The 24764-nt window shown below is 71.1% G+C and carries 17 protein-coding genes; 9 read left to right on the top strand and 8 right to left on the bottom strand.

Annotation, left to right across the window (positions count from 1 at the left end):
• Positions 1-37 precede the first annotated feature (37 nt).
• The 7 genes from ACZ6WN_RS16955 (at position 38) to ACZ6WN_RS16925 (ending at position 7172) form a co-directional block, all read left to right on the top strand.
• Entirely contained in the window at positions 38-916 is an 879-nt protein-coding gene (locus tag ACZ6WN_RS16955; protein WP_465866132.1) for a DUF1295 domain-containing protein, read from the top strand.
• Complete coding sequence (locus tag ACZ6WN_RS16950) at positions 913-2031, top strand: FAD-dependent oxidoreductase (protein ID WP_465866131.1); 1119 nt, start codon at positions 913-915, stop codon at positions 2029-2031. The genes ACZ6WN_RS16955 and ACZ6WN_RS16950 overlap by 4 nt, the downstream gene beginning before the upstream one ends.
• Positions 2032-2220: 189 nt before the next feature.
• Positions 2221-2910: a sensor histidine kinase gene (locus ACZ6WN_RS16945; RefSeq protein ID WP_465866130.1), complete on the top strand. Its 690-nt coding sequence runs from the start codon at positions 2221-2223 to the stop codon at positions 2908-2910.
• 64 nt (positions 2911-2974) lie between these two features.
• Positions 2975-3742: an ANTAR domain-containing protein gene (locus ACZ6WN_RS16940; protein WP_465866128.1), complete on the top strand. Its 768-nt coding sequence runs from the start codon at positions 2975-2977 to the stop codon at positions 3740-3742.
• 61 nt (positions 3743-3803) lie between these two features.
• Complete coding sequence (locus tag ACZ6WN_RS16935) at positions 3804-4406, top strand: chemotaxis protein CheB (RefSeq protein ID WP_465866127.1); 603 nt, start codon at positions 3804-3806, stop codon at positions 4404-4406.
• Positions 4406-6295 carry a CheR family methyltransferase gene (locus tag ACZ6WN_RS16930; protein ID WP_465866126.1) on the top strand — a complete coding sequence of 630 codons (1890 nt, stop codon included), beginning with the start codon at positions 4406-4408 and terminating at the stop codon, positions 6293-6295. Before ACZ6WN_RS16935 ends, ACZ6WN_RS16930 begins: the two co-directional genes overlap by 1 nt.
• A 28-nt stretch (positions 6296-6323) precedes the next feature.
• Positions 6324-7172 (top strand): GAF domain-containing protein, encoded by an 849-nt coding sequence (locus tag ACZ6WN_RS16925; protein WP_465866125.1) that lies wholly within the window; start codon positions 6324-6326, stop codon positions 7170-7172.
• A gap of 16 nt (positions 7173-7188) precedes the next feature.
• Here ACZ6WN_RS16925 and ACZ6WN_RS16920 read toward each other — a convergent pair whose 3' ends face one another.
• The 8 genes from ACZ6WN_RS16920 to ACZ6WN_RS16885 form a co-directional block, all read right to left on the bottom strand.
• On the bottom strand, positions 7189-9330 hold the full coding sequence (locus ACZ6WN_RS16920; protein ID WP_465866124.1) for a hypothetical protein: 2142 nt from the start codon (positions 9328-9330) through the stop codon (positions 7189-7191).
• A 243-nt stretch (positions 9331-9573) separates the two neighbouring features.
• Positions 9574-13131, bottom strand: coding sequence for a TIM-barrel domain-containing protein (locus ACZ6WN_RS16915; RefSeq protein WP_465866122.1), 3558 nt, complete (start codon positions 13129-13131; stop codon positions 9574-9576).
• A 105-nt stretch (positions 13132-13236) separates the two neighbouring features.
• Positions 13237-14088 (bottom strand): class II fructose-bisphosphate aldolase, encoded by an 852-nt coding sequence (locus ACZ6WN_RS16910; RefSeq protein ID WP_465866121.1) that lies wholly within the window; start codon positions 14086-14088, stop codon positions 13237-13239.
• Position 14089: 1 nt separating this feature from the next.
• Positions 14090-15001 (bottom strand): 1-phosphofructokinase family hexose kinase, encoded by a 912-nt coding sequence (locus ACZ6WN_RS16905; RefSeq protein WP_465866119.1) that lies wholly within the window; start codon positions 14999-15001, stop codon positions 14090-14092.
• On the bottom strand, positions 14998-15909 hold the full coding sequence (locus ACZ6WN_RS16900) for an ROK family protein (RefSeq protein WP_465866118.1): 912 nt from the start codon (positions 15907-15909) through the stop codon (positions 14998-15000). The genes ACZ6WN_RS16905 and ACZ6WN_RS16900 overlap by 4 nt, the downstream gene beginning before the upstream one ends.
• The gene (locus ACZ6WN_RS16895) at positions 15909-16829 is read right to left on the bottom strand and encodes an SIS domain-containing protein (protein WP_465866116.1); all 921 of its coding nucleotides are present in this window, start codon (positions 16827-16829) and stop codon (positions 15909-15911) included. The genes ACZ6WN_RS16900 and ACZ6WN_RS16895 overlap by 1 nt, the downstream gene beginning before the upstream one ends.
• Before the next feature lie 91 nt (positions 16830-16920).
• Entirely contained in the window at positions 16921-17703 is a 783-nt protein-coding gene (locus ACZ6WN_RS16890) for a DeoR/GlpR family DNA-binding transcription regulator (RefSeq protein ID WP_465866115.1), read from the bottom strand.
• 45 nt (positions 17704-17748) lie between these two features.
• A complete protein-coding gene (locus ACZ6WN_RS16885) occupies positions 17749-21594 on the bottom strand; it encodes an endo-alpha-N-acetylgalactosaminidase family protein (RefSeq protein ID WP_465866113.1) in 3846 nt (1281 codons plus the stop codon).
• A 101-nt stretch (positions 21595-21695) separates the two neighbouring features.
• Here ACZ6WN_RS16885 and ACZ6WN_RS16880 point away from each other — a divergent pair, with 101 nt between their 5' ends.
• Both ACZ6WN_RS16880 and ACZ6WN_RS16875 read left to right on the top strand, forming a co-directional pair.
• Entirely contained in the window at positions 21696-23483 is a 1788-nt protein-coding gene (locus ACZ6WN_RS16880; RefSeq protein ID WP_465866112.1) for a glycoside hydrolase family 35 protein, read from the top strand.
• 242 nt (positions 23484-23725) lie between these two features.
• A complete protein-coding gene (locus ACZ6WN_RS16875; RefSeq protein WP_465866110.1) occupies positions 23726-24751 on the top strand; it encodes an ankyrin repeat domain-containing protein in 1026 nt (341 codons plus the stop codon).
• Positions 24752-24764 lie beyond the last annotated feature (13 nt).

Genomic DNA, 24764 nt, shown 5'->3' with positions numbered 1-24764 from the left:
TGTTCCAATTTCTCGAAAGGTCCACTACCGTCGAGCGGTGAGCAAGTCAGAGTCGCTCGTCCGCGTCGCCGCGGCGTACGTCATCGCCCTCGCCGTGGCTTCGGCCTGGCTGATCTGGGGACCCGACACGCGTCACCTGTGGCTCGACGCCCTGATCGCAGACGTCCTCGCGACGCTGGTCATCTTCGGTGCGAGCCGGTTGCACAAGAACTCCAGCTTCTATGACGCGTACTGGAGCGTCGTTCCTCCGCTTCTCCTTCTCTATTGGTGGTCCTCGGCCGGCGAGGACGTCCCCGACGCCCGCGTCATCCTGATAGCGCTGGTGGTCCTCGCGTGGTCGATCCGGCTGACCGGCAACTGGGTGTACGCGTTCCCCGGGCTCCACCACGAGGACTGGCGCTACCCGCTGTTTCGCGAACGGGCCGGCAGGTTCGCGTTGATCGTGGACCTCATCGCGATCCACCTCATCCCGACCCTCCAGGTGTTCGTGGGATCGTTGCCGATCTACGTCGCTGTCACCCGCACAGGTCAGGACGTCGGCTGGCTCGACGTCGCCGCCTGCGCGCTGGGCCTCGGTGCCGTGGCTCTGGAGTTCGGCGCAGACCTTCAGATGCACCGGTTCACCCGCGACAGCCAACCGGGCCAGGTGATGGACCGCGGACTCTGGGGCTGGTCGCGGCACCCGAACTACTTCGGAGAGATCAGCTTCTGGTTCTCCCTCGCTCTGTTCGGCCTGGCCGCCTCGCCCGACAGCTGGTGGTGGCTGTTCGCGGGCACCGTCGCGATGACGGCGATGTTCCTGGGTGCGAGCATCCCGATGATGGAGAAGCGCAGTCTCGCGCGGCGGCCGGCCTACCAGGACGTCATCGACCGGGTGCCCCGCCTCGTGCCGAGACCACCCAGGGCGGCAGGGTGAGGCGCAAGCGGGTCGTCATCGCGGGGCTCGGCGACACGGGTGTCCTGACAGCGGTACGCCTCTCGAAGCACGCCGACATCGTCGGGATCTCCGCCAAACCGGGGCTGGTCAGCGGCCAAGAGCTCGGCGCTCGAGTCAGCAGGCCGGTCGAGTGGGAGCGCGACCACCGGATCTCGTTCGACCGGTTCCGCGGACTCGATCGGGTCGAGGCCATCCACGGCACGCTCGTCGGTCTCGACCTCGCGCACAGGGCCGTCCATGTCGAGCTGCCGGACGGCAGCACCCGACCCGTGCCGTACGACCTGCTGGTGATCTCGACGGGGGTCACCAACGGGTTCTGGAGAACGCCGGGCTTCCAGACGGACGCCCAGATCGATGCCGACCTGCAGCGTGTCCACCAACAGCTGCGGAGAGCGGCCTCGGTGATCGTCATCGGCGGTGGCGCAGCGGCTGTCAGCAGTGCGGCCAACATCAGCGGCACCTGGCCCGACAAGCAGGTCGACCTCTACTACCCGGGCGAGCGCGCCCTCCCCCAGCACCATCGAAGGACGTGGCAGAGCCTGGAGAAGCGTCTTGTCGAGTCAGGCGTCGGGCTGCACCCGGGCCATCGCGCCGAGCTACGGCGCGGCTTCGTCGGGGACGAGATCACCAGCGACGCGGTCACGTGGAGCACCGGCCAACCACCGTCGAAGGCCGACGCGGTCCTCTGGGCCATCGGCCGCGTGCACCCCAACACCGGCTGGCTTCCCGCGGAGATCCTCGACGACCGCGGGTTCGTCTTGGTGGAGCCGAATCTCCAGGTCAAGGGCCGGAGCGATGTCTTCGCGGTGGGCGATGTCGCGGCCACCGACGAGCTGAGATCCTCCGCGAGGAACCGCGCCGACCGACTCCTCGCTCGCAACCTCAAGGCAGCTCTCAAGGCGAGGCCGCTCGACAGCTACCGGCCACCCCGTCGCCGCTGGGGCTCGGTGATCGGCGTCCAGCGAGACGGGCTCCAGGTCTTCGCGCCCAACGGACGCCCGTTCCGATTCCCCGCGTGGACGATCAACACCGTCCTGCAGCCGTGGATCGTGCGGTGGGGCATCTACAAGGGCGTACGCCGCGGCCGTGGCTGATTCGCAACGGCGTCGTGACGGCGTCCCGGGCCTGCTCCACACGCTCGCCCGCTGACCACCACATCTGTGTCACTGGTGTCGCTCTGCTGATAGCCTGCTGTTGATCTCATGGTCCGCCGCGACCACGAGGGAAATGCCCCTGACCCCGGTAGTCGATCCGTCATGTCTCGGCTCTTTGGGGGAGCAGCGATGTCAACACCAACCGCCGCCGACGACGCCGGCCGAGACCTTCTGCAAGAGCGCGAGCGCATCGCCGAAGAGCTCCGGGACGTCGCGATGGCACACCTGCTCACACTCGGCTTCAAGCTGGTCTCGATCAGCAGCTCGGTCCAAGGACCCGCCGCGGACCGGCTGCGAGATGCCGTCAGCGACATCGACGACATCATCCGGGGCCTTCGCAGACTGGCGTTCGGACTCGACCGTCGCGACGACCAGGACGCCGACCACGAGGCGAACGGGCTCATCCTGCAGACACTGCTCGACGCGAGCGCCGACCTGTCGGCGCCCGGCGCGAGCATCTCGGTGCACGGCGACCTCACCCGGCTTCCGGCGACCGTTGCCCGAGGCCTGGCCGAGCTCCTCGGCGGCGTGGTCGTCTCGGCGGCCGCGGGTTCGGGCCGCGTCCGGCCCGACATCACGATCGCGATCGGCGAGGCAGCCATCGACGTCCTGGTGGCCGACGGCGGCGCCTGGCAGCACAGCGACCGCGCCGGCCTCGACCTCGTCGGGATGCTCGACCGCGCCCAGCACCTGGGCGGACGCTGCACCTTCACGCTCGACCCGGACGGCGGCTCCGTCGCGCACTGGGACATCCCGTACACCCCGGTGGAGACCACCCTCGAGCCTGCCACGCAGGCCGGGCCTCACCCTGCCCGGTGACCACAGAGGAGTGGCGCGACGCGTCCCGAGACGGCATGATCGATGCAAGGAGAGAGACGCGAGCGTGAGCAACCCGAAGACGCCCTGGCCAGACCTGGGCGACCTTGTCACCGTGCTCGCTGCGGGCGAGACACCGTCCAACGACCTGGACGTGATCACGGCAGCGGCCTGCCGCCTCATGTCCGTCGACGCGGCGGTGCTCAGCGACGCCCACCACACCGTGCTCTCTCGGGCCACACCGCGGCTCACCACCCTGAGAGCCCTCCCCGTCCCGCCGCTGCTCGGGGACCGGCTCCTCGTGCTGGCCGAAGCCCGCACGGCCACCGTCGCCGTGGTGCGGGACCTGCGCCACGTACCCGTCACCGAGGAGTCGGTGACGGCAGAGCTCGAAGTCGCCGACCGTCTCGGTGTCCGAGCGATGGCGCACGTCCTCCTTCCCCTCGTCCAGGAGGACGGCGAAGGCAGCCTCACCCTTTACTCCCGAAGCCCGCGCCGCTGGACCGGCGAGGAACTCGGACTCGCCGGCTTCCTCGGCGTGCTGACATCGGCGTTCCTGACCTCGGCGACGCGGTTGGCCCACGAGAGGAGCACCGTCGGCCAGCTCCAGCACGCACTCGACTCCCGAGTCATCATCGAGCAGGCCAAGGGGGTCCTGGTCGCCAGCGAGGCCATCGACGCCGACGAGGCCTTCGGCAGGCTCCGCGACCAAGCGCGCCGCCGGGGCGTCACGGTGAGAAGCGTCGCCGAAGCGGTCGTGAACAACGGATACCGGCCCGGCCCGCAGCCGTCGCGGGTGCCACCGCGGCCGCGCTCCCGGCGTACGTCTGGATAAGTCATGCCGGACACCCCGCTAAAGGCCCCCTCACGGACGTGTCCTCGCTATGCTCGATGACGTGTCTGCGGCAGCCCCGGCGCGATCCACGGCGTTCGACGTCATCGCGATCGGCTCCTCGGCGGGCGGGGTCACCGCGTTGGGTCTCGTGCTCTCCGGACTCGCTGCGGACCTACCGGTCCCGCTCCTCGTCGTCCAGCACCTCGACCCGCGCCACGAGACCGTCATCGCCGACGTCCTGCAACGCCGGTCCCCACTGCGAGTCAAGCTCGCCGAGGACGGCGAGAGCGCAGCACCGGGGATGGTGTACATCGCGCCGCCCGACCGCCACCTCCTGGTCCGCGAGGGCGGCGTGCTGACCCTCACCGAGAGCGAGCTCGTCCACTTCGTGCGTCCCTCGGCCGACCTGTTGTTCGAGTCGGTGGCCGCGACCTACGGCGACCGCGCGATCGCCTGCGTGCTGACTGGCACCGGGGTCGACGGCTCGATGGGGGTGACCGCGGTCAGCGACCGTCGCGGTACGGTGATCGTCGAGGACCCGGGGACGGCTGAGTTCAACGGGATGCCCGAGGCCGCAGCGGCCACCGGAGCGGCGGACTTCGTCCTCCCCCTCGACGAGATCGCCAGCGTCCTCGACGGGCTGGTCAGGCAGCGGAGAGCATGATGACAGACGACCAGGATCCCCAGGACCAGGCCCCACACGCCGAGCCGTCGATCGATGAGCAGCTCGAGGACCTGCTGGTGTTCATCCGCGACGCACGCGGGTTCGACTTCACCGGTTACAAGAGGTCCTCGCTCGCCCGGCGGATCAAGAAGCGGATGACCGACATCGGCGTGGAGAGCTGGACCGACTACCGCGACCGGCTCGAGACCGATGCCGACGAGTTCAGCTATCTCTTCAACACCATCCTCATCAACGTCACCAGCTTCTTCCGCGATGCCGAGGCCTGGACGTACCTCCAGGAGGAGATCATCCCGAAGATCCTCGCCGGCACGGAGGGCGATGAGGAGATCCGGGTCTGGAGCGCCGGATGCTCCAGCGGCGAGGAGCCCTACTCGCTCGCGATCGCGTTCGCCGAGGCCATGGGTCTTCAGGAGTGTCTGGACCGGGTGAAGATCTATGCCACCGACGTCGACGAGGAAGAGCTGCAGCACGCGCGGTCGGGTGTCTACGGTGCGCGAGCGCTGAAGAACCTGCCCGAGGGACTGCGAGAGCGCTACTTCGAGCACAACGGCACCAACTACAGCTTCCGCCCCGATCTTCGTCGCCGGGTGATCTTCGGACGCCACGACATCACCCGGGACGCGCCCATCTCCCGGCTCAGCCTGCTGGTGTGCCGCAACACGTTGATGTACTTCAACGTCGAGGCCCAGCACGAGATCATCGAACGGTTCAACTTCGCGCTGGGCGAGGGTGGCTTCCTCTTCCTCGGCAAGGCCGAGATGCTCACCTCGAGCGACCGGTTCGGCGTCGTGAACATGCGTCAGCGGATCTTCCGGCGCACCAGCAAGCACGGCCTGGGAAGAGCACCGGCCGTACGGCCTCGAGCCGAGTCCGCTCACCCGGAGATCAACACCGGTGGCACCGGCCGGAAGCGACAGCTGCGTGACAGCTTGCTCGACGTCGCGCCGTACGCCGTCCTCGGCATCGACTACGACGGCGTGCTGGTCTCCGCGAGCAGCACCGCGCGCACCCAGTTCGGGATCGGGGTGCACGACATCGGCCGGCCGTTCCGCGATCTCGAGATCTCCTACCGACCGGTGGAGGTGCGCTCGGTCATCGAGAAGGCGACCAACGAGCGTCGGGTGATCCGGCTCGCTGGAGTGGAGCGCCGCACCGGAGACACCACCGAGTCCCAGTACTACGACGTCGTCGTGCAGCCGTTGACCACCGCGGGCGGCGAGCTGCTCGGCGCCTCGATCTCGTTCATCGACTGTTCCGCCCAGGTGCTGCTCGAGCACGAGGTCAAGCGCGTGCGCGAGGATCTCGAGACGGCCTATGAGGAGCTGCAGTCCACCAACGAAGAGCTCGAGACCACCAACGAGGAGCTCCAGTCCGGGATGGAGGAGCTGGAGACCACCAACGAGGAGCTGCAGTCCACCAACGAAGAGCTCGAGACCACCAACGAAGAGCTCCAGTCGGGCAACGAGGAGCTCGAGACGATGAACGAGGAGCTCCGGATCCGCTCGAGCGAGCTCGACGAGACGCGCACCTTCTTGCAGAGCGTGCTCTCCAGCGTCGGGCTCGCGGTGGTCGTGCTCGACGACCGGTTCACCGTACGCAGCTGGAACACCGCCGCCGAGGACATGTGGGGGCTGCGCGCCGAGGAGGTGCGGGACGAGGCGTTCTTCCGGCTGGACTTCGGGCTGCCGGTCGCCGAGATCCACGGCATCGTCGAGCAGGCCCGCGCCGACGACATCCGCACCGGCCCGATCGAGGTGCCCGCGATCGACCGCAAGGGCCGCGCCCTGGGTTGCCAGGTCACCTGCTCACCGCTGGTGGGCGAGACCGGCGGCGTCGTGATCATCATGGAGCCGGTCGACCGATCCTGACCCGCCCGCACAGGCGTACGCTGGGCAGATGGCCCGCTCCGGTCGAAGGGACCTCAACCTCCTGCTGACGCGTGCGGCCGCCGAGGACATCCGCGCCGACTCGGCGGCCGCACGCGCGGCGGAGGCCGAGCTGCGCGCGATGAGGTGCGCGCCGGAGATGCACGACCTCCACGCGTCGGCCGCCCGGGTCCACCGTCGCAACGAGGAGCTCCACCGGGCCACCGCCAGGCTCCACCGGTCCATCGCGCGCCAGATCACCACCCAGACCGTGGGCGCCTCCGTCGTCACGGCCGTCTCGGAGGCGACGGAGGCACCCGATGTCGCGCTGCTGCTCCTCACCAGCGACGGCGTCGCGGCGGGCTCTCAAGCCACCGACGGCCTCGGCGAGACGGCGCAGGACCTCGAGCTCGTGCACGGAGAGGGCCCGTCGCGCTCGGCCTGGAGCTCGCGGCGCCCCGTCCTGAACGAGGGCGACGAGATCGCGCGCCGCTGGCCCCACCTCGGACCCCCGCTGCAGGGGCTGGGGATCAGCACGGTCCTCGCCGTCCCCATCCGCGCCCCCGACGGGGTGCTCGGCGCGCTCACTCTCTACAACCCCCCGGCCCAGGTTCACGGCGGCAGCGCACTGCAAGGCGCCGCCGACGCCTTCGCCCTCCTCCTGGCCCGCACGGTCGATGTCGGTCAGGCCCCGGCCTCCATCGACCTGGCCGACATCGACGGGGTGAGCCGGCTCCACCAGGCGGCCGGGATCGTCGCCGTCGACTCCGACTGCAGCGTCGAAGACGCCCTGGCACTGATCCGCGCGCGTTCCTTCGTCGAGAGCTGCCCCACCAGCGCGATCGTCGCACGCATCCTGAGCGGCGACCTGCGGCTCTGACCGAACGGCGGCGGCGCTAGCTGCCCGGCAGGTCCACCCGGATGAACTTCGGCCGGTACAGGAGCGGGTCGCGCAGCACCGCGCCGAGGTCGGTGCTGTTGCGGCTGTAGGACACGATCACCGAGCCGGGCTTCTCGAGGATGTCGGGATGCGCCAACGGCATGTAGCGCAGCTTGCCACGTGCCACCCCGGAGGGGAGGGCGCCGACGGGCGGCTGCGCCCGGAACGGGCCGGTCGGCGAGGACGAGGTCCAGAAGACGAGGTCGTCGCCGAGGAACTCGCCGCTCTTGCTGAAGGCGTACCAGCGCCCGTCGCGCTCGAAGACGCTCAGCGTCTGGGAGACGCCGCCTCCCGTTGCGGGGATCAGCTCGCTCGACGACTCCGCTCGCCTGCTCCACTTCGTGCCGTCCCAGTAGGTCCAGCGGTCGGGGTCGGCGACGTCGTCCGGCGCGACCCGGGCGACGTGCAGGGCGAAGCCGGTGCCGAGCGGCGGGTCGGGCTCGCGGGCGGTGCCATAGAGGTAGAGCCACTCCCCCGAGACCGCCGCGGCGGCGCCCCACATCGGCCGCCGCGTGTCGGCGTCGTCGGCCCCGATGTCGGTCACCGCGATCAGCTGCGGGACTCCCCCGTCCGGGACCACGAACTGGGCGATGGCCGGCCCGAGCGCCTCGAAGCCGAACACGTCGTCGGAGTCGGTCGTCCGCACCCGCTGCGCGGCCACGACGACCAGCGCGTAGCCGGGCTTGTCGAGCGTGGTCACCGACATGGGCCAGTAGCCGACGCCGTCGTCCCGGTCGGGGATGACGGCGCCGCCGGACTCCGGGAGCACGACCTGCAGGCAGTCGGGCTCGACGAGCAGCATCGAGTTGCGTACGAAGCCGGCACCGGGGAGCTTCTTGTCACGCAGGGTGTCCCCGAACATCCAGATGCTCCGCCCGTCGCCGAGGTCGGCGCTCACCCCGACGTCGCCGCCCTGCAGGGCAGGCTCGGCGCGGAGCCTGGTGATCCGGTTGAGGTCGTCGACGTCCTCGACCGGCCCCGAGGGGACGCACTGAGTTGTGGAGGCGAGGCTGGGCAGCGGGCGCGGCACGGCTTCGGCGTGGAGTGCGGAGGTCACCGCGGTCACCAGCACGGTCAGACAGGTGGCCGCGGTCAACACGATGCCGAGGTTCCACCGCCACGCCTGCACCGGCCGGGCCCCCTCGCCGGCGAGACCGGCGCGGACCAGCCACCGGGTCGCCACCAGCACGACCAGACCGAGCAGCGCCGAGCCGGCGATGGTCACGACCGGCTGGACGAGGCCGGTCCGTACGTCTCCGGTCGCCGCCCAGAGCAGGGACTCGGCCGAGCCGGCGATCGTCCATCGAGACCCGATCGACCAGGCATCCGCGAGCAGCAGCCGGTCGCCGGCGAGGACGAGCGGCAACGGCCCGGCGACGATCAGGGTCGCGGCGAGCAGCAGCCCCGGCAACCCGCCGATGACCTCGCAGGCGAAGGTCAGCGCACCCGCGGCGACCACCGTCGCCGCGAGGACCCCGGCGACGAGCAGGCGCTCCCCGGCCGGTGCCGGCGCGGCGAGCAACCAGCCACCGCCGGCCGCCACGACCGCCAGGGCACCGAGCGCGGTCAGCCGCGCCAAGAGCCGGGGCAACGTACGTGCGAGCGGCCCCCACACGAGCGAGACGACGCACACCAGCAGGAAGCCGGCCAGCGCGGTCACGAAGGTCACCGGGGCGAACGACCGCTCCTCGAGCCGCTCGCTCGAGGATGCGAGCGCCACCGTCCGTCCTCGGGTCTTCTCGATCCGCGCGACCTCGGCCCGGATCGCGCTCGCCAGCTCGGGCCGGTGAGCGGCGGCGATCCGCAGCTCGTCACGCGTCCCGGACAGGTCGAGGTGGACCGCGGCGACGGCCTCACCGCTCTCCAGCAGCTCCGCCGCCTCGGCCGGGTCGTCGACCGCGCCGGCCGCGAACGGCCGCCCGGGCACCGCGTTCACCTGCTTCACCAGAGGCGCGGTGACGACGTCCGGGCCGACCAGCACCACCGGCGCCTCGTGCAGCTCACCGGAGTCGGCACGCAGCCCGCCGATGATCCAGCCCAGCGCAATCAGTGCCAGGACGGCGCAGAGCACGGCCTCACGACGGCTGCCAGACCGCACCGCTCACCACCCTTCCCTGTCACCGACTGCGCGGTTTCTCGACTGCGCGGTTCCTGAGGTCATGTAAGCAGTGCGACGAAGATCCTGAAAGCAGAACCGATCTATGTCACAGCGCACACCTCATCGGGGCGCATCTCATCGGAAACCTTGCATCCCCGGCGCCTACGGCAGTGGGCCTCACCTCGTGAAGCGATTCACAAGGTGAGGCCCACTGTCGTAGCGGCCGAGGGGGCCGCCGATCGCCTAGTTCGGCGTGGCGCGCCAGCGCTGTGAGGTGTTCGCGCTGTCGGTCTGCTGGATCACCGACCCGTCGGCGTCGACCGTGAGGCTGAGGCCGCTGTGCTTGGCCGAGATCTTCAGGGCCGCACCGTCGGCCGCGATCACCCAGCGCTGGTTGGGTGTGCCGGTGCAGGTGTACTCCACGACCGGGTCGCCGCTCGTCGTCGAGCTGTAGGCGACGTCGGCGCACAGACCGGTGCCGGCGTTCTTCAGCTGGTAGCTGCCGTCGTCTTCGTTCCGGGTCACCACCCACTTCTGCGACGCCGCCGCCCCGACCGCCGAGGTGGTCAGCTGACCGTCGGTGGCCTCACCTGCGGCGTCGAGCGCGAGCCCGGACGCGGCGTTCCCGAGCGAGTACTGGCCGTCCGCCAGGGCCGGCGGCACGACCTCCTCCTCACCGACGGTCATCGCGAACACGTGCACCGCGGCGTTGGCGGGCAGCGTGACCGCCGCGATCTCCTTGGCCGGATCGGTACGCAGCGTCTTGGTGAACAGCCGGTAGGAGACCGTCGGATAGGCCGGGCCGCTCGGCGTGTTCTTGCCCAGCGTCGTGACGGCCACCTTGGCGCCGTAGCTGTCCGTGGCCGCACAGCACCAGTTGGGGAAGCCCAGCGTCCCCGTGGAGGAGGTGCCGTCGGTGTAGTGCACCGTGGCTTTCCCCGATGCCGACAGGCTGGTGCCGGTCCCCAGGAACGCCAGCGCATTGCCGCGGCCGCTGACCCGGATGGTCTGGCCGCCGGAGGCCACGTTGTCCTGGGTTCCGGGCGCCGAAGACGGCCAGGTGAAGTCGAAGCCGTTCGCGCTCACCGTCGCCCCGGGCGTGACTCCCTTCTCGGCGAGCTTGCCGGCAAGGAAGCTGCTGCCTCCACCGTCGATGTCGCCCGGACCCGGATCCTCGGCCCTGGTGACGCCGACGTTGTCGAACGCCGAAGCCAGGTCCGGATGAGCAACCGTCGTGGTGACCGAGTCGGACACTGCGTACGTCCGGTCGTGGGTCACGTACGTCGCGCCCACCTCGATCTTCACCCGGCCGGGTTCGGCATCCGCCGGCGGCGTGACGCCGAAGGTCGCGGTCCGGGAGGCACCCGGCGCGAGCCCACCGGTCGCTGCAGAGGTGGTGCGTACCTCCCAGCCCTGGGGCGCGGTGGCGGTGATCGACGTGAGCTGCACGCGGGAGTCGGTGTCGTTGGTGAAGGTGGCCTTGACCTCGGCGGCCTCACCGGCGACCGCGATCGCGGGGGTGGTGCCGTCGAGGCTCACGTTGCGGTCGCCCGGGTGGCTGCCACCGACAGCCGACGAGCCGTTCAACACGACCACAGCAGCGGACGACGTGGACAGCTTCCCGGTCTTCACGTGCGTGACGCCCGTCGCCGAGTCGTGGAACCATCCGGTCGCTGCGTCTTCCAGCGCCGCATTCGAGCCACGCTGCGGCAGCTCCCTACCGCCCAGGACCACGCTTCCCGGCTCGGCATCGGCATGCACAGCGAGCCCGTACTCCCGCGAGGCGGGCTTGCCGGCGTACGTGCCGTCGACCTCGCCCAGCCGCACCACGACGCGCCCGCGGCCCTGCTCGGGGGCGTCGACCTCGAACTCCTGGGTGGCGGACTCGCCGGAGGCGTGCGCCTGGCTGCGTCCGTCGTCCTCGTAGTTCACGAACGAGGAGGACCCCTGCGGGTAGATGTCCAGGTCGAGGCGGCCCGACTTCTTGCCCTGCTGCCAGTCGAGGGTGCCCTCGGGGAACTGCGGGACGACCGCACCGGCGCGGACGAAGAGCGGGAGCGTGTCCAGCGGAGCCTTGTAGCCGTCGATCGTGGTCGGTCCCTGGTGGACCCGGCCGCTCCAGTAGTCGACCCAGGTGCCCTCGGGGAGGTAGATCCCGTCGCGCGTCGTGGCGTCCTCGTAGACCGGCGCGACCAGGAAGTCGTCACCGGCGAGGAACTCGTACTTCACCGCGTCGCCCCAGGTCTTCGGGTCCTCGGGGTAGTTGAGGTAGAGCGGCTTGACGGCTCCCACGCCGTTGCGGTTGGCCCGCATCGTGTGCGTGTAGAAGTAGGGCAGCAGCCGCTCGTGCAGCTTCAGGTACTTCCGGTTGATCGAGGTGAAGGGCTCGCCGTAGCGCCACGGCTGCTTGTCGGAGGCCGCCCACCCGCTCATCAGGTAGGTCATCGGCAGGAACATCTTCCACTGCATGTCGCGGACGTACGTCTCGGCGCTGCCGCCGAAGATGCCGTCGACGTCGCCGGTGGCGAGGTGCTGGCCGGACATGGTGGACCCGGCGTACGTCGGGATCTGCCAGCGGATGTAGTCCCAGCTCCCGGACTGGTCGCCGCTCCATACCGCGGCGCAGCGCTGGGTGCCGGCCCAGCCCTCGACGGTGAGGACGGTCGAGCGGTCGGTGCTGTGGGTCTCGATGCCGTCGCGGGCCTGCTCGCAGGCGTCGAGCGCGAAGCGGTAGCCCGGGCCGACCCAGGCGACGTCGGTCTTGCGGACGCGTACACCGGCCTTGACCTCGCTCTCCTGCTCGGTGAGGTCGTCCTCGGTCCACAGGCCCAGCTCGGCACCGTGGTCGTCGAGCATGTCGCCGGTCTCGGCCAGGTCCTCGTAGCCGCAGCCGTAGCCGTCGTTGACCAGCATCCAGCCCAGCGGCAGGTCGTGCTCGGCGTAGCCCTCGGCGATCGCGGTCGAGTCACGCAGGGTCTCGCGCTCACCGCGGTTGGCGTTGTGGAGGTAGCAGTCGGCGTCGCCGACCTCCAGTGCGTACATCGGCACCGCGACCGGCCGGCCGGTCAGCTCGGTGTAGGAGTCGATGACGCCCTTGGCGTCACCGACGAAGTAGTAGGCGTCGAAGCGCTGCTCGTCGTGGGTGGTCGTGGTCGGCGCACCGAAGTCGTAGCTGCCGGGCGCGAAGGTGTTGCGCAGCACGCCGTAGCCGCGGGAGGAGACGTAGAACGGCACGGCGTTCGGGTTGCCGCCGTCGTTCCAGTTGAAGTCACGCGAGATCTTGATCGTCTGGCCGCGGTGGCTGAACCGGCCGTTCTGCATGCCGCCGCCGAAGAACTGCTCCTCGGCGCCGCGCTCCAGGTGCTGGGCGGTGCCCTGCGCGTCCCAGGTCAGCGGCGAGGCCTCCGCCATCAGCACCCGCCCGTCAGGATCGGTGAGGCGCAGGGTGATCGGCCGCTTGGTCACGGTGAGCACGGCCGCCGCGGTGCTGATGACGTACGCCGCGTCGGTCTCCTTCACCGACGAGCGCCCGCCGGGGTAGTCGCGCTTGACGACGATGTCGGCGTCGGGAGCACCGGGCTCGGTGGGGTCGTCGTTGGCGGGGTCGTCGAACTCACCGTTCGGAGCCAGGCGGACGCGCACCATGTCGGCGTCCTCGAAGGTCACGCGCAGCGCGGCCTCGCCGGACGTGAAGGTGTAGCTGTCGCCGTCGCGCTCGAAGCCGGTGACGTCGCCGAGCTCGCTGCTCGCCTCGGCCGCCACGGAGCTCACCGGGCTGAGCGCGACCAGGCCTGCCGCCAACGCGACTCCCGCGACCAGAAACTGTCGGAATGATTGATTGAACATGATCGCATCACGCCCTAATTAGTCAGAATCAATCGAAGTCGAGGGCGACTGTAGCGTGGGTCACACCGCGCGGTCCACCCTCGGTCCACCGATCAGGGCGAGCAGGCGCGCGGCCTCGCCCGCGACCGCGTCGCGGCCCACGCCGAGGTACTTGCGCGGATCGACCTTCCCCTCGTCCGCGAGCGCCGCACGGACGGCCCGGGTGAAGGTCGCGTTGAGGTGGGTGGCGATGTTGACCTTGGTCATCCCGGCACGGACGGCGGCGACGATCCCCTCGTCCGGGACCCCCGAGGAGCCGTGCAGCACGAGCGGCACCTCGACGGCGGCCGCGAGCCGGGTGATGAGCTCGTTGTCGAGGCTGGCCGTGCGCGTCGTCATCGCGTGCGAGGAGCCGACCGCGACCGCGAGCGCATCGACTCCGGTGACCTCGACGTACTCCGCCGCCTCGGCCGGCTGGGTGCGGACCCCCGGGGCGTGCACCCCGTCCTTGCCGCCGACCTCGCCGAGCTCGGACTCGACGGAGACGCCGCGCTCGTGGCACCAGGCCGCGATCTTCGCGGTGGCCGCCACGTTCGAGTCGTAGTCGAGCCTGGAGGCGTCGAACATCACCGAGGGACACCCCAGCTCGACGGCCTCCTCGACGAGCTCGACCCGGGTCGCGTGATCGAGATGTACGCAGACCGGCACCGTGGCGCGCTCCGCGATCGCGAGGGTGGCTCCCAGCAACGGCGCCAGGCTGCCGCGGTAGTCGGCGGTGTTCTCCGAGATCTGCAGGACCACCGGACGGCCGGCCTGCTCGGCGCCGGCGACGATCGCCTCGGCCAGCTCGAGCTGGATGACGTTCATCGCGCCCAGCCCGCCTCCGGTCCCGCGGGCGTTGTCGAGCAGCAGCGACATCGGTGCCAGGGGCATGTCAGGGCTCCTTGTGGTCGATCCGTGCGACGCCGAGACCGGCCAGGACCGAGGCGTACGTCTCGGTGTCGATCTCGCCGGCGACCGGCGTGGCCACGGCGGCGGCACCCAGCGCGGCGGCATCGCGGAGGATCTCCGGCCACGGCCTGCCGTGGGCCAGGCCGCGAGCGATCCCTGCGGCGGTGGCGTCCCCGGCGCCGGTCGGGTTCCCGGCGATCCCGGCGGGCGGGCTCACCTCCCAGCAGACGCCGTCGGCACATGCGACCAGCCCGAGGCGTCCCCGGGTCAGCACGACCGCTCCCCCGTGGCGGGTGGCGAGCTCGGTGACCGCGGCGACCGGGTCCTCGGGCGCATACCCGAGAAGGCGTGCGGCCTCGTCCTCGTTGGGCGTCAGGACGGCGCCGGTCCCGACCGCGGCCGCGAGGGCCGCGTCGTCGAGATCGAGGAGCACGGGGACCCCGGCGGCCGCGGCGAGGCGTGCGATCCGTGCCGGAAGGTCGGTGGGCACTCCGGGCGCCAGGCTGCCGGAGACGGTGAGAGCCGTGGCGTCCATGACCCAGTCCTCGAGGAGGTCGAGCAGCCGCAGGTCGGCGCCGGGGGCGGCCTGCCGTCCCGGCTCCCACAGCGAGGTCGTCGACTCGTCGGCGGCGACGACCACGGTGCGGCGTACCTCGGCGAGCTCGGGCAGGAAGGTCGAGGGCAGCTCACGCGCGAGCGCTTCGGCGAAGTCGTCGTCGGCGAGACCGACGGCGTGGGTCGGCTCGGCCAGCTGGTGCAGCACGCGGGCGACGTTGACCCCCTTGCCGCCGAGCCGGCTGGTGACCTCGGTGACCCGGTGGACCTCGCCCACGGTCAGCCGGGGCAGCCGGTAGGTCACGTCGATCGCCGGGTTGAGCGTGACGGTGATGATCACGGGTTCGTCCTCACCGCATCCAGGGCCAGCCGGGCGGCACCGACCAGGCCGGCACGGCCTCCGAGCGTGGAGAGGCGTACGGGCGGGACCGCCGTCACGCCGGCACGCTCACCCATCCGGGTCCGCAGCGGGGCGAGCAGCGCTTCCTCCGCCTCGGCGACGCCACCGCCGAGGATGATCTCGCCGGGCGCGAGCAGCGCTCCCACGGCGAGGAAACCGTCGGCGAGAGCGGTGATCGCCTCGGACCACACCTGGGCGGCGAGGCGGTCGTGCTCAGTGCGTGCGACCAGGTCGGCGACGCCGGAGATCGTGGTGTCGCCACCCAGCGCGGCGTACCTCTCCAGCATCGCGCGCCCACCCGCGTACGCCTCCACGCAACCGCGCAGCCCGCAGCCGCACCGCGGCCCGGCCGGGTCGACCACCAGGTGGCCGAGCTCGCCGGCCTGCCCGGAGACCCCGAGGACCGCCGTCCCCCCGACGTACGTCACCCCGGCGACACCCGTCCCGAGCACGGCGACGAACGCGGAGGCCGGCGAGCCGGCGTCCGCCCAGATCGCGGCGGCTGCGGCGGCCGTGTCGTGCACGACCGTGACCGGCAGGCCCAGGCGTTCACCGAGAGGGGCCGCGACGAGGGTGTCGACGAGACCGAGGTTGACCGCCCTGCGGGAGATGCCTGCTTCGGTGTCGACGAGACCGGGGAAGGCGACGCCGACCCCGGCCACCTCCGCCCGAGCCGCGGGGCTCAGCCCGGCGAGCAGCTCCTCGCCCATCCGCGCGATGTCGTCGAGGACGGCCGGACCGGTCCGGGTCGCCACCCGCGACTCGGCCATCACCACGTCGGCGGCCCCCACCACGGCCCCCCGCACCGAGGTGCCGCCGACGTCGAACGCAAGGGCAAGAGATCGCATCACGCAGACGGAGGAGCGGCCGGGTCGAGGATGATCGAGCGCGTGAGGTTGCGCGGCGCGTCGGGGTCGAGCCCGGCCCGCCGGGCCCGCTCCACGCAGAGCAGCTGCACCCGCACCAGCTCGGCGAGCGGGTCGACCCCGTGGTGCACGAGGTCGGCGCCGGTGACCGCGACGTCCTCGGCGAAGCCCGGGACCAGGTCGCCGAAGGCCCACACGACCCGGCCCGGAGCACTGATCGAGAGCGGGCCGTGGCGGTATTCCATCATCGGGTAGGACTCGGTCCACACCTGCGCGGACTCCCGGAGCTTGAGCGCGGCCTCCTGCGCCACGCCGTTGGTCCAGCCGCGGCCGACGAAGGTGAGCTGCTCGGCGGTCAGCGCCGGACCGAACCCGCCCTCGCCGGCGTCGATGATCTGCTGGGCCTGCTCGGCGGCCAGGCTCAGGTCCTCACCGAGGTGCCAGCGCAGCATGGCGAGCGTGGTGGTCGCGAAGCGGGTCTGGACCACCGACCTCTCGTCGATCTCGGGCACCAGGATCGGCTCGGCCAGCTCGAGAGCCGGAGTGCCGGGCGAGGACGAGATCACCGTCGCCGGGATCCGGCCACCGACCCGGGCGAGCAGGTCGACGACCTCGGTCGTCGTGCCGGACCGGGTGATCGCGAGCAACCGGTCGTAGCCCCGGCCGATCCGGGCCTCCGTCGGCGTCCAGGCGTCGGTGACGCCGTGGCCCTGCTCCTCGCGCAGCGCGGCGTAGGCCTGCGCCATGTAGAGCGAGGTTCCGCAGCCGATGACCGCGACCTTCTCCCCCGGCTTCGGCAGGGCATCGGCAGCTCGTTCGGCGGTGCTCCTGGCAGCCATCCAGTTGGCGGGCTGCGTCGCGATCTCGGCGGCGAGATGCGTCGTCGGTGCAGATGCGGTCATGGCGTCGGGTCACCCTCCGATGTGTTGCCGGCTGGACCCGAATCATCCAACGCATTGCGCGTTTCTGTCAACAAAGCAGCCAAAGCGATCATTATCGATCAGTTGTGACGATGACTTCCGTCTCGTGCTCGGCCAGCGCCTTCGCGAGCGCCTCCGGCACCGCCCGGTCGGTGACGAGCATCGAGACGCCGTCGAGGTCGCCGATGCGCGCGAAGGTCGGGTGCTCGAGCTTGGTGCTGTCGGCGACGACGATGGTGCGCTGCGCGGCCGCGATGAAGTCGGCGCTGACCTTCGCCTCGGCCGGGTGGATCGTGGTCAGCCCGGCCCGGGTGCTGATGCCGTCGACGCCGAGGATCGCGGTGTCGATGTGGATCTTCGACAGCACTCCCTCGCTCAGCGGACCGACCAGCTCGTAGGACTGGGTGCGAGCGGCCCCGCCGGTCACCACGATGTTGACGTTGGGCCGGATCGAGAGCTCGTAGGCGATGTTGAGCGCGTTGGTGACCACGGTGATGCTCTCGTCCTCGGCCAGGTCGGGATGGCGCCCGATCGCGCGCGCCACCTCGCTGGTGGTCGTGCCGCCGTTGAGCGCGACCGTCTCGCCGGGGACGAGCAGGTCGGCCACCGCGGTCGCGATCGCCCGCTTGGCGTCGGCCTGGCGGCCGATCTTGTACTGCAAGGGCAGCTCGTACGCCGAGCCGAGCGCGGTCGCGCCGCCGTGCGTCCGGGTGACCAGCCGCTGGTCGGCGAGGTGCCCGATGTCGCGGCGGGCGGTCGCGGCCGAGACACCGAGCGCGCTCTCGACCTCGGCGATCGACACGTGCCCGTGCTCGCTGATCAGCTCGAGCAGCTGGTTGAGTCGCTGTTGTCTCATGGGCCCCCTTCCTGGGTCCCGGACAGCCTACGCATCTCCGGCGCCTCAGGCGCCGCAGTGGAACCTCGCGTCGGCCCAGTCGGCGTGGTCGTTGCCGTTCCCGTCGCCGGCGTCGCCGGCCACGAGGTCGACGTAGTCGGCGCCGGTGACGTCGGCGGTGACCTGTGCGGTGGCACTGGCCGGCCCCAGGGTGCCGGTCTCGGCGACCGTCCGCCCGTCGGCGACGACCGAGAAGGTCACCGAGCCCCGCGAGGTCTGGGCGTCGTCGACCCCCACGTCGGCAGTGAAGGCGGTGCAGTTGCCGGCCAGGTAGTAGCGGACCTTCGAGACCGCGTGCGCGCCCAGCCCCTTGGGGTAGACCTTGCCGGCGAGCGTGATCGGGCCACCGTCGCCGGAGCCGTTCTCCCCCACGCTGGTGTCGCGCTCGACCGGTCCCCAGCCGTTGGTGGCCGAGATCCAGCCGAGATCGCTGGCGTAGGTGTCCGCGGTCGGCGGAGGCGGCGCGGTCTGCACCGTGGCCGCGCGAGTCACCGTGCGCGTCTCGCCCCCGATGTCGTACGTCGCTGAGCCGGTGAGCCGGTAGCTCGACTCGGCCGCGTCGGCCGGCGGTGTGACCGTCCAGGTCACGGCGTGGCTCTCCCCGGGTGCGAGCGAGTCGAAGGCCGCCGGGGTGGCGGCCTCCGCGGTCCAGCCGTTGGGGACCTCGAGGGCGACCTCGCCCGCGCCGGTCGCCGACGCCTCGTCGCTGGTCAGGGTGGTGGTGACCTCGCTGGCCGCGCCCGGCAGCAGCTTCTCCTCGCCGGCATCGACGGCGAGGGTGGCACAGGCCGGCAGGTCGGCGGCCGCACCGAGGTCCTCGACGGTGAAGTCGTCGATGCTGATGTCGCCGCTCGCGCCGTCGTCGTCGGCGGTCCGCAGACCGACCCAGTAGTCGCCACAGCCGCCGGCCACGAGCTCATCGCTGAACCGGGCCGTCTCGACCTGCCGGCCGATCGCGCGGGCACCGACCTCGACCGATCGCGGCTCACCGCTCGCGACCGAGTCGTAGCCGGTCACCCACTCGTAGTCGTCGGCCCGCTCGGTCTGGTGGTCGAAGGAGACCCGGTAGCGGTGGCCGGGCTCGAGACGTACGGTCTGCGGGACGGTGCGGTAGACGAGGCCGCCGTTCTCGGCGTGCGACTTCAGCGACCAGTCGCCGCTGATCACGTCGTCGGTGGCCTTGCCGTTCCAGCCGCTCTGCGTGTAGGGCTCGTGCCGCTCGGCCAGGTGGGTGCGCGGGTCGGTGACGCCGCCCGAGGTGCCCTTGACGAAGGGCGACCAGCCCTGGACGACCTCTTCGAAGTCCTCCTGGGCGATGACCTTCGCCCCCGGCGCGGCCGGCAGGTCGCGCTCGACCGCGACGACGCGTACGTCATCGAGCCGGACCTTCCCGGCGCCTGCCTCCGCGGAGATCCTGACGGTCGCGGTTCCGTCGCGGCCGGCGTCGAAGGGGACCTCGACGCGCTGGAAGTAGGTGCTGTGCAGCTCGTCGGCGGCCACCAGGTTCTTCGCGGTCGAGCGCTCGACACGGTTGCGGTAGGTCTTCCCGCCGGAGGTGACGGTGACCGTGGTCGCGCGGCTGTGGCCGGGCTCGACCTCCACCCAGACACCCAGGGCGTTGCGGCCGCTGCGCAGGCCGTTCAGCCGCTGGCTGATCGTGGCCCGACCGCCGGCGCCCAGGACGGCGACCTGCTGACCGGTCGAGGTCCGACCGGTGGTGGCCGGGCCGCTCGGGTGCCAGGCGTCGAGGTCGCCGGCGTTGAAGCCGGGGTCGGCGACGTGGCTGCCCTGACCCCACTGCGGGTCGGCCGACCTCCCGGGAGCCTTCGTCAGGACGTACGCCGTCCCGGGCTCCGCCTCGAGGGTGACCTTGCCGTTGCGGACCGGCACGCTGCCGGCCGCGGCGCGGCCCTGCTCGGTGAGCTCGTAGACGTTGAGCCGGCCGGCCTCGCTCCACGCGTCGGTGAGGCTCCAGGTGGTCCGGCCGCCGTCGGCGTTGTAGTGGTAGAGCTTCGCGTCGTCCTTCCACGGGAGCAGGTAGGCGTCGCCGTCGAGGACGAGGTCGCCGTCCTGGTAGATCTTCCGGGTCGCCTCTGTCTCCCCTGAGTTGACCACGCGGACGCCACCGTCCTGGACGACCTCGTCCGGGCCCCAGCGCAGGATCGGGTTCCTCTGCAGGTACTTCGTCGGCAGGTTCGTCCGCCAGATGTTGTCGTAGAAGGCGTCGACGTCGTTCTCGCCGGTCCAGCCCTCGAACTCGACGATCTCGGTGTGCCCGAGGAGCTTGTCCGGGTTCCAGGTGTCTTTCTGCCCGTTGCGTACGAACCGGATCAGCTGGCTGTTCAGGCCCTTGTTGGTGGCCCCGCCGTAGGACTCGTCGTTGGCCCAGTGGGACCAGAGCGCGTCCTCCTCGAAGTGGTAGGACCACTCGGTGCCGATGTTCCAGCCCTGTCCGCGCAGCTCCTGCGCGAGCCGCTCCTGGAGCCAGCCGTAGGAGTAGTAGACGTCGATGTAGACGAAGTCGAGGTTGCGGTGCGTCTCGCGGCGCAGCTGGGCGAAGCGGTCGACGATGTTGGTGGTCGCGAGGTCGGTGCGCTGGTCGATGTAGTAGGACTGGTCGATCCAGTCCCAGCCGGGCTTGCTCTTGTCGACGAGGGTCTCGTCGAAGGCCTTGGCCTCGGGGTAGGCCTCGGTCGCGTTGACGTGGACACCGAAGTCGGCGCCCCACTTCTCACCCTCGCGGGCGAGCGTGTTGAGGTCCTCGAGCCCGCCGGCGCGGGTGTTGTAGTTGCCGCCGTAGTCGGGGTGCGCGGAGTCGTGGCCCTCGGAGCCGTAGCCCTTCAGCACGGCCAGCTGCCCGAGCCCGTCGGTGGCCAGCGAGACCCGTTTGACGTCGTCGAGCGTACGCAGGAACGGATGCGTCGCCTGGCTGGCGAAGTTGAACGGGATGTGGGTGACGACCCGCTCGGGAGTCTCCTCCGCGCCGTTCATCGGCCGCTGGATGTCGCGCAGCGCGATCGCGCCGTCCTGCCAGTCGACTCGCTGGTCGTCGTTGGCGTCGGGGGTGATGGTGACCTTCGCCCAGGGGAGCTCCTCGGTGTAGGGTGAGCCGGTCGCCCGGTAGGTCCACTGGCCGCTCCACAGCCCGACCCGGCGGCCGCTCTCGGTGGCGCTCACGCTGCGCCAGATCCGGCCGCGCTCGTTGGTCGCGTCGCCGCCGCTCTGGTCGTAGACCGAGTTGGTCTCGATGGCGGCGGCCAGCCGGTCGGTGTCGACGATGGCGTACGCCGAGCCGACCGGATTCGCGGTCGTGGCCAGGTCCGCGGTCACCTCGGTGTGGGTGTCGCCGTTCTTGGTGCGGTCCGCGCTCACGACGGCGGTGCTCACGGTCGCCCCGGCCTGGTCGGAGCTGACCGAGAGGAGGTCGTGCCCGGGGATGTCGAGGGTCCCGACCCGGTGCTCGGCGGTGTCGGTCACCTCGGTGACCGCGAAGGTGACGACGTCGCCGGCGACCTCGAGCTTCGCGTCGAGCTCGACGCCGGGCAGGTCGGCGAAGGTCAGCCGGTAGGTCGCGGTGTCGGCGTCGACCTGGGTGCCGGTCACGGTCGCGGTGTGCGCGGTGCCGTTGATCCGTACGGAGGTGGGCGGGGTCGCGGCACCACCGATCTCGCCGCCGGCGGTGTGCCGGTAGCCGAGCACGGCCGGGAAGTCCTCGGCGACCTGGACGCTCAGCTGGGAGGAGGTCAGGGTGAAGCCGCTCGCGGCGGCGGCGTGACTTTCGGGCGCGATGGCGACCACGCCGGCGAAGGCCGTCACGGACGCGAGGAGGGCGGTGGGGAAACGCTGCGGCATCGTGACTCCCGAGGGTGGGGGTGGGCCTGAGGTTCGTCCATCATGCAGAGTTTTGCGCGGATTGGCTACGTTATGCGCAAAAGTTGTCATAGCCTCGGCGGGTGATCCCCACCTTGACCTGGCGCGACGGCGAGTTCCTGAAGCGCGGCGTCCCCCACCGGATCCTGTCCGGGTCGATCCACTACTTCCGCATCCACCCGGACCTCTGGGAGGACCGGCTGCGCCGGGTCGCCGCCACCGGGTTCAACACCGTCGACACCTACGTCGCCTGGAACTTCCACCAGCAGGACGAGGGGTCCCCCGACTTCAGCGGGCCTCGCGACCTTGCCCGCTTCGTCACTCTCGCCGGTGACCTGGGGCTCGACGTGATCGTGCGCCCCGGCCCCTACATCTGCGCCGAGTGGACCAACGGCGGGCTGCCCTCGTGGCTGACCGCCCGCACCCGGGCGCCGCGCAGCACCGACCCGGTCTACCAGGACGTGGTCGCGCGCTGGCTCGACGTCCTGCTCCTCCACCTGGTCCCGCTCCAGGCCGCCCACGGCGGACCGGTCGTGGCCGTGCAGGTGGAGAACGAGTACGGCTCCTACGGCGACGACGCCGCCCACCTCGCCTGGCTCCGGCAAGGTCTCCTCGACCGTGGCGTCACCGAGCTGCTCTACACCGCCGACGGCCCGACCGAGGTCATGCTCGACGCCGGCATGGTCGAGGACACCCTCGCCGCGGCGACCTTCGGGAGTCGCGCCGAGGAGGCTCGGTCGATGCTGACGTCGCGGCGGCCCGGCGAGCCCTTCCTGTGCGCCGAGTTCTGGAACGGCTGGTTCGACCACTGGGGCGAGAACCACCACGTGCGCTCCCCCTCCAGCGCGGCTGGGACGCTGCGGGAGATCGTCGACCTCGGCGGCTCGGTCAGCGTCTACATGGCGCACGGCGGCACCAACTTCGGGCTCTGGGCCGGCGCCAACCACGACGGCCGCCGCCTCCAGCCCACGGTCACCAGCTACGACTCCGACGCCCCGGTCGGCGAGGACGGCCGGGTCTCGGAGAAGTTCTGGCTCTACCGCGACATCCTGGCGCCCGCCACCGGGCGCACGGTCGACGCGCTCCCGGCCTTGCCGCCTGACGCTGCACGTCACGAGTTCACCTCGGTGCCGGTGTCGCCGGGCGCCGACCTGCTGTCCTTGGTGAACCGCGGGCCTTCGACGCGCGCAGCCAGGCCGCTGAGCTTCGAGGAACTCGGCATCGACACCGGCCTGGTGACGTACCGTGCCTCGGTCACGCTCCCCGGCCACGACGTCCATCTCACCGTGCGGGGGCTGCACGACAGGGCGTACGTCTTCCTGGACGGGGATCCGCTCGGGACCCTCGAGCGGGACGACGCCGAGCCCGCGGTGCTGACGCTTCCCGGCCTCGGCGCGGTCGCCGAGCTGACCCTCGTCGTCGAGGCGCTCGGCCGGGTCAACTACGGCCCGCTGCTCGGCGAGCACAAGGGGATCCTCGGTGGCGTCCAGGTCGACCGGCGTCTCGTCCACGGCTGGGACCACCACCTCGCGCCCCTCGACCGCTGGGACGCTCTCGACGGTCTCCCCCGTGCCACCATCGACGTCGAGGCGCCGGCAGACGGCTGGCTCGCCGTCCCCGGCGACGGCGACCGGTTCGTCTGGCTCAACGGCACCTTCCTCGGCAGGCTGTGGAGTCGCGGGCCCCAGCGACGGCTCTACGCCCCCGCTCCTCTGTGGCACACCGGCGCCAACCAGGTCGCCGTCCTCGACCTCACCACCTCCGCGACGTACGTCGAGGTCCACCCGGACCCCGACTTCGGACCGACCGAGGAGTACGTCGAGACGCTGCCGACCGGCGTCGACCCGGTGGACGAGGATGCACCGGCCTGACGCGCATCATGTTGCCGATCCCTCCGGCGAACCTGGGGCTGTCCGAGCCTGGTTCGGACAGCCCTCCCCAGGCTCACGGGATGCCATAGCCCAACAGACCTCCTGCTAGATTGGCAGGCGCGCGCGAGGGCGCAGCCGGGCCCGCGGACAGGACTGAGTCCACCTCGTGATCTCAGATTGCGTGAAGTGCTGACGATCTCCTTGTCCGGCATCGTGGGCCTGCCGGCCGATGAGGAGCCGTCGTGTCCGTACTTGTTCCGCCCGCCGACCTCGAGCAGCTCCGCCGGCAGGCCAAGGACCTTCTCCGTGCCGCGAAGCGTGGCGAAGCTGCGGCGCTCACCCGGATCGGCACTGCCTCGGATCGATTGATCCTGAGCGCTGCACAGCTGACACTCGCTCGCGAGTTCGGCTTCGAGAGCTGGGCAGGGCTCAAGCTGGAGGTCGAGCGCCGCCACGTTCTCGATGCCGTCGACGCCGTTCGCCTGCGCGAGCTCCTCACCGCTCATCCCGACCTGGCCATCCTGAACATGCGGGGCTGGTGTGATCACCCGCTCGGGATATCGCCGTTGAGCTACCTGGCGGCCATGCCTTTCGACACCATGCGCAGTGCGTGGCGAGTCGTCGAGGGCACCGGACCGCTCGCGCGAGAGCTCCTGCGCGCGGGCGCGCCGGTCGACGGCGCACCTGGAGACCCCGAGACTCCGCTGATGACCGCCGCGAGCTACGGCAACGTCGAGGTCGCCAAGGTGCTGGTCGAGGGCGGGGCCAGCCTGACGGGAACCGCGTCGCCCCACGCGGGAGGAGTGCCGAACGGCACCGCACTGCGTCACGCGGTGGTGTTCGGGATGACCGACGTTGCGGACGTGCTCATCGCGGCCGGAGCCGACGATCTTGTTCACGCGGCGGCAACCGGCTCGGTGGCGGGGCGTCTGACGCCGGCGACGCCCGAAGCCGATCGGGTTGCGGCGCTACGCATCGCCGCGGAACGCGGCCACCTGGGCGTCATCGACCAGCTGCTGGCGGCAGACACACCGATCGAGGGACTGGACCGGGACGGGTCGAGCGCTCTACATGCAGCGGCATACTACGGACGGGCCGACGGAGTCGGGTATCTCATCGAGCACGGTGCCGACCCCACCCGCCGCGACACCAGATTCGACAGTACGCCGCTGGGCTGGTCCCGGGCCGGACGGCGGGACGAGGTCGGCCCCGAAGCCGGCCACGACCAGATCGAAAGCATCCTGGCGCCGCTGTCTCCGGACGGCTAGGCGGCGGCCGTCC

It is taken from the genome of Nocardioides sp. NPDC054178 (assembly GCF_055585005.1).
This window is presented reverse-complemented; position numbering and strand designations above follow the sequence as displayed.

Coding starts and splice junctions, on each gene's coding strand:
- ACZ6WN_RS16945 (WP_465866130.1), top strand. CDS start 2,221: ATGTCAACACCAACCGCCGCCGACGACGCCGGCCGAGACCTTCTGCAA.
- ACZ6WN_RS16900 (WP_465866118.1), bottom strand. CDS start 15,909: ATGCGATCTCTTGCCCTTGCGTTCGACGTCGGCGGCACCTCGGTGCGG.
- ACZ6WN_RS16895 (WP_465866116.1), bottom strand. CDS start 16,829: ATGACCGCATCTGCACCGACGACGCATCTCGCCGCCGAGATCGCGACG.
- ACZ6WN_RS16890 (WP_465866115.1), bottom strand. CDS start 17,703: ATGAGACAACAGCGACTCAACCAGCTGCTCGAGCTGATCAGCGAGCAC.
- ACZ6WN_RS16910 (WP_465866121.1), bottom strand. CDS start 14,088: ATGCCCCTGGCACCGATGTCGCTGCTGCTCGACAACGCCCGCGGGACC.
- ACZ6WN_RS16930 (WP_465866126.1), top strand. CDS start 4,406: ATGACAGACGACCAGGATCCCCAGGACCAGGCCCCACACGCCGAGCCG.
- ACZ6WN_RS16925 (WP_465866125.1), top strand. CDS start 6,324: ATGGCCCGCTCCGGTCGAAGGGACCTCAACCTCCTGCTGACGCGTGCG.
- ACZ6WN_RS16885 (WP_465866113.1), bottom strand. CDS start 21,594: ATGCCGCAGCGTTTCCCCACCGCCCTCCTCGCGTCCGTGACGGCCTTC.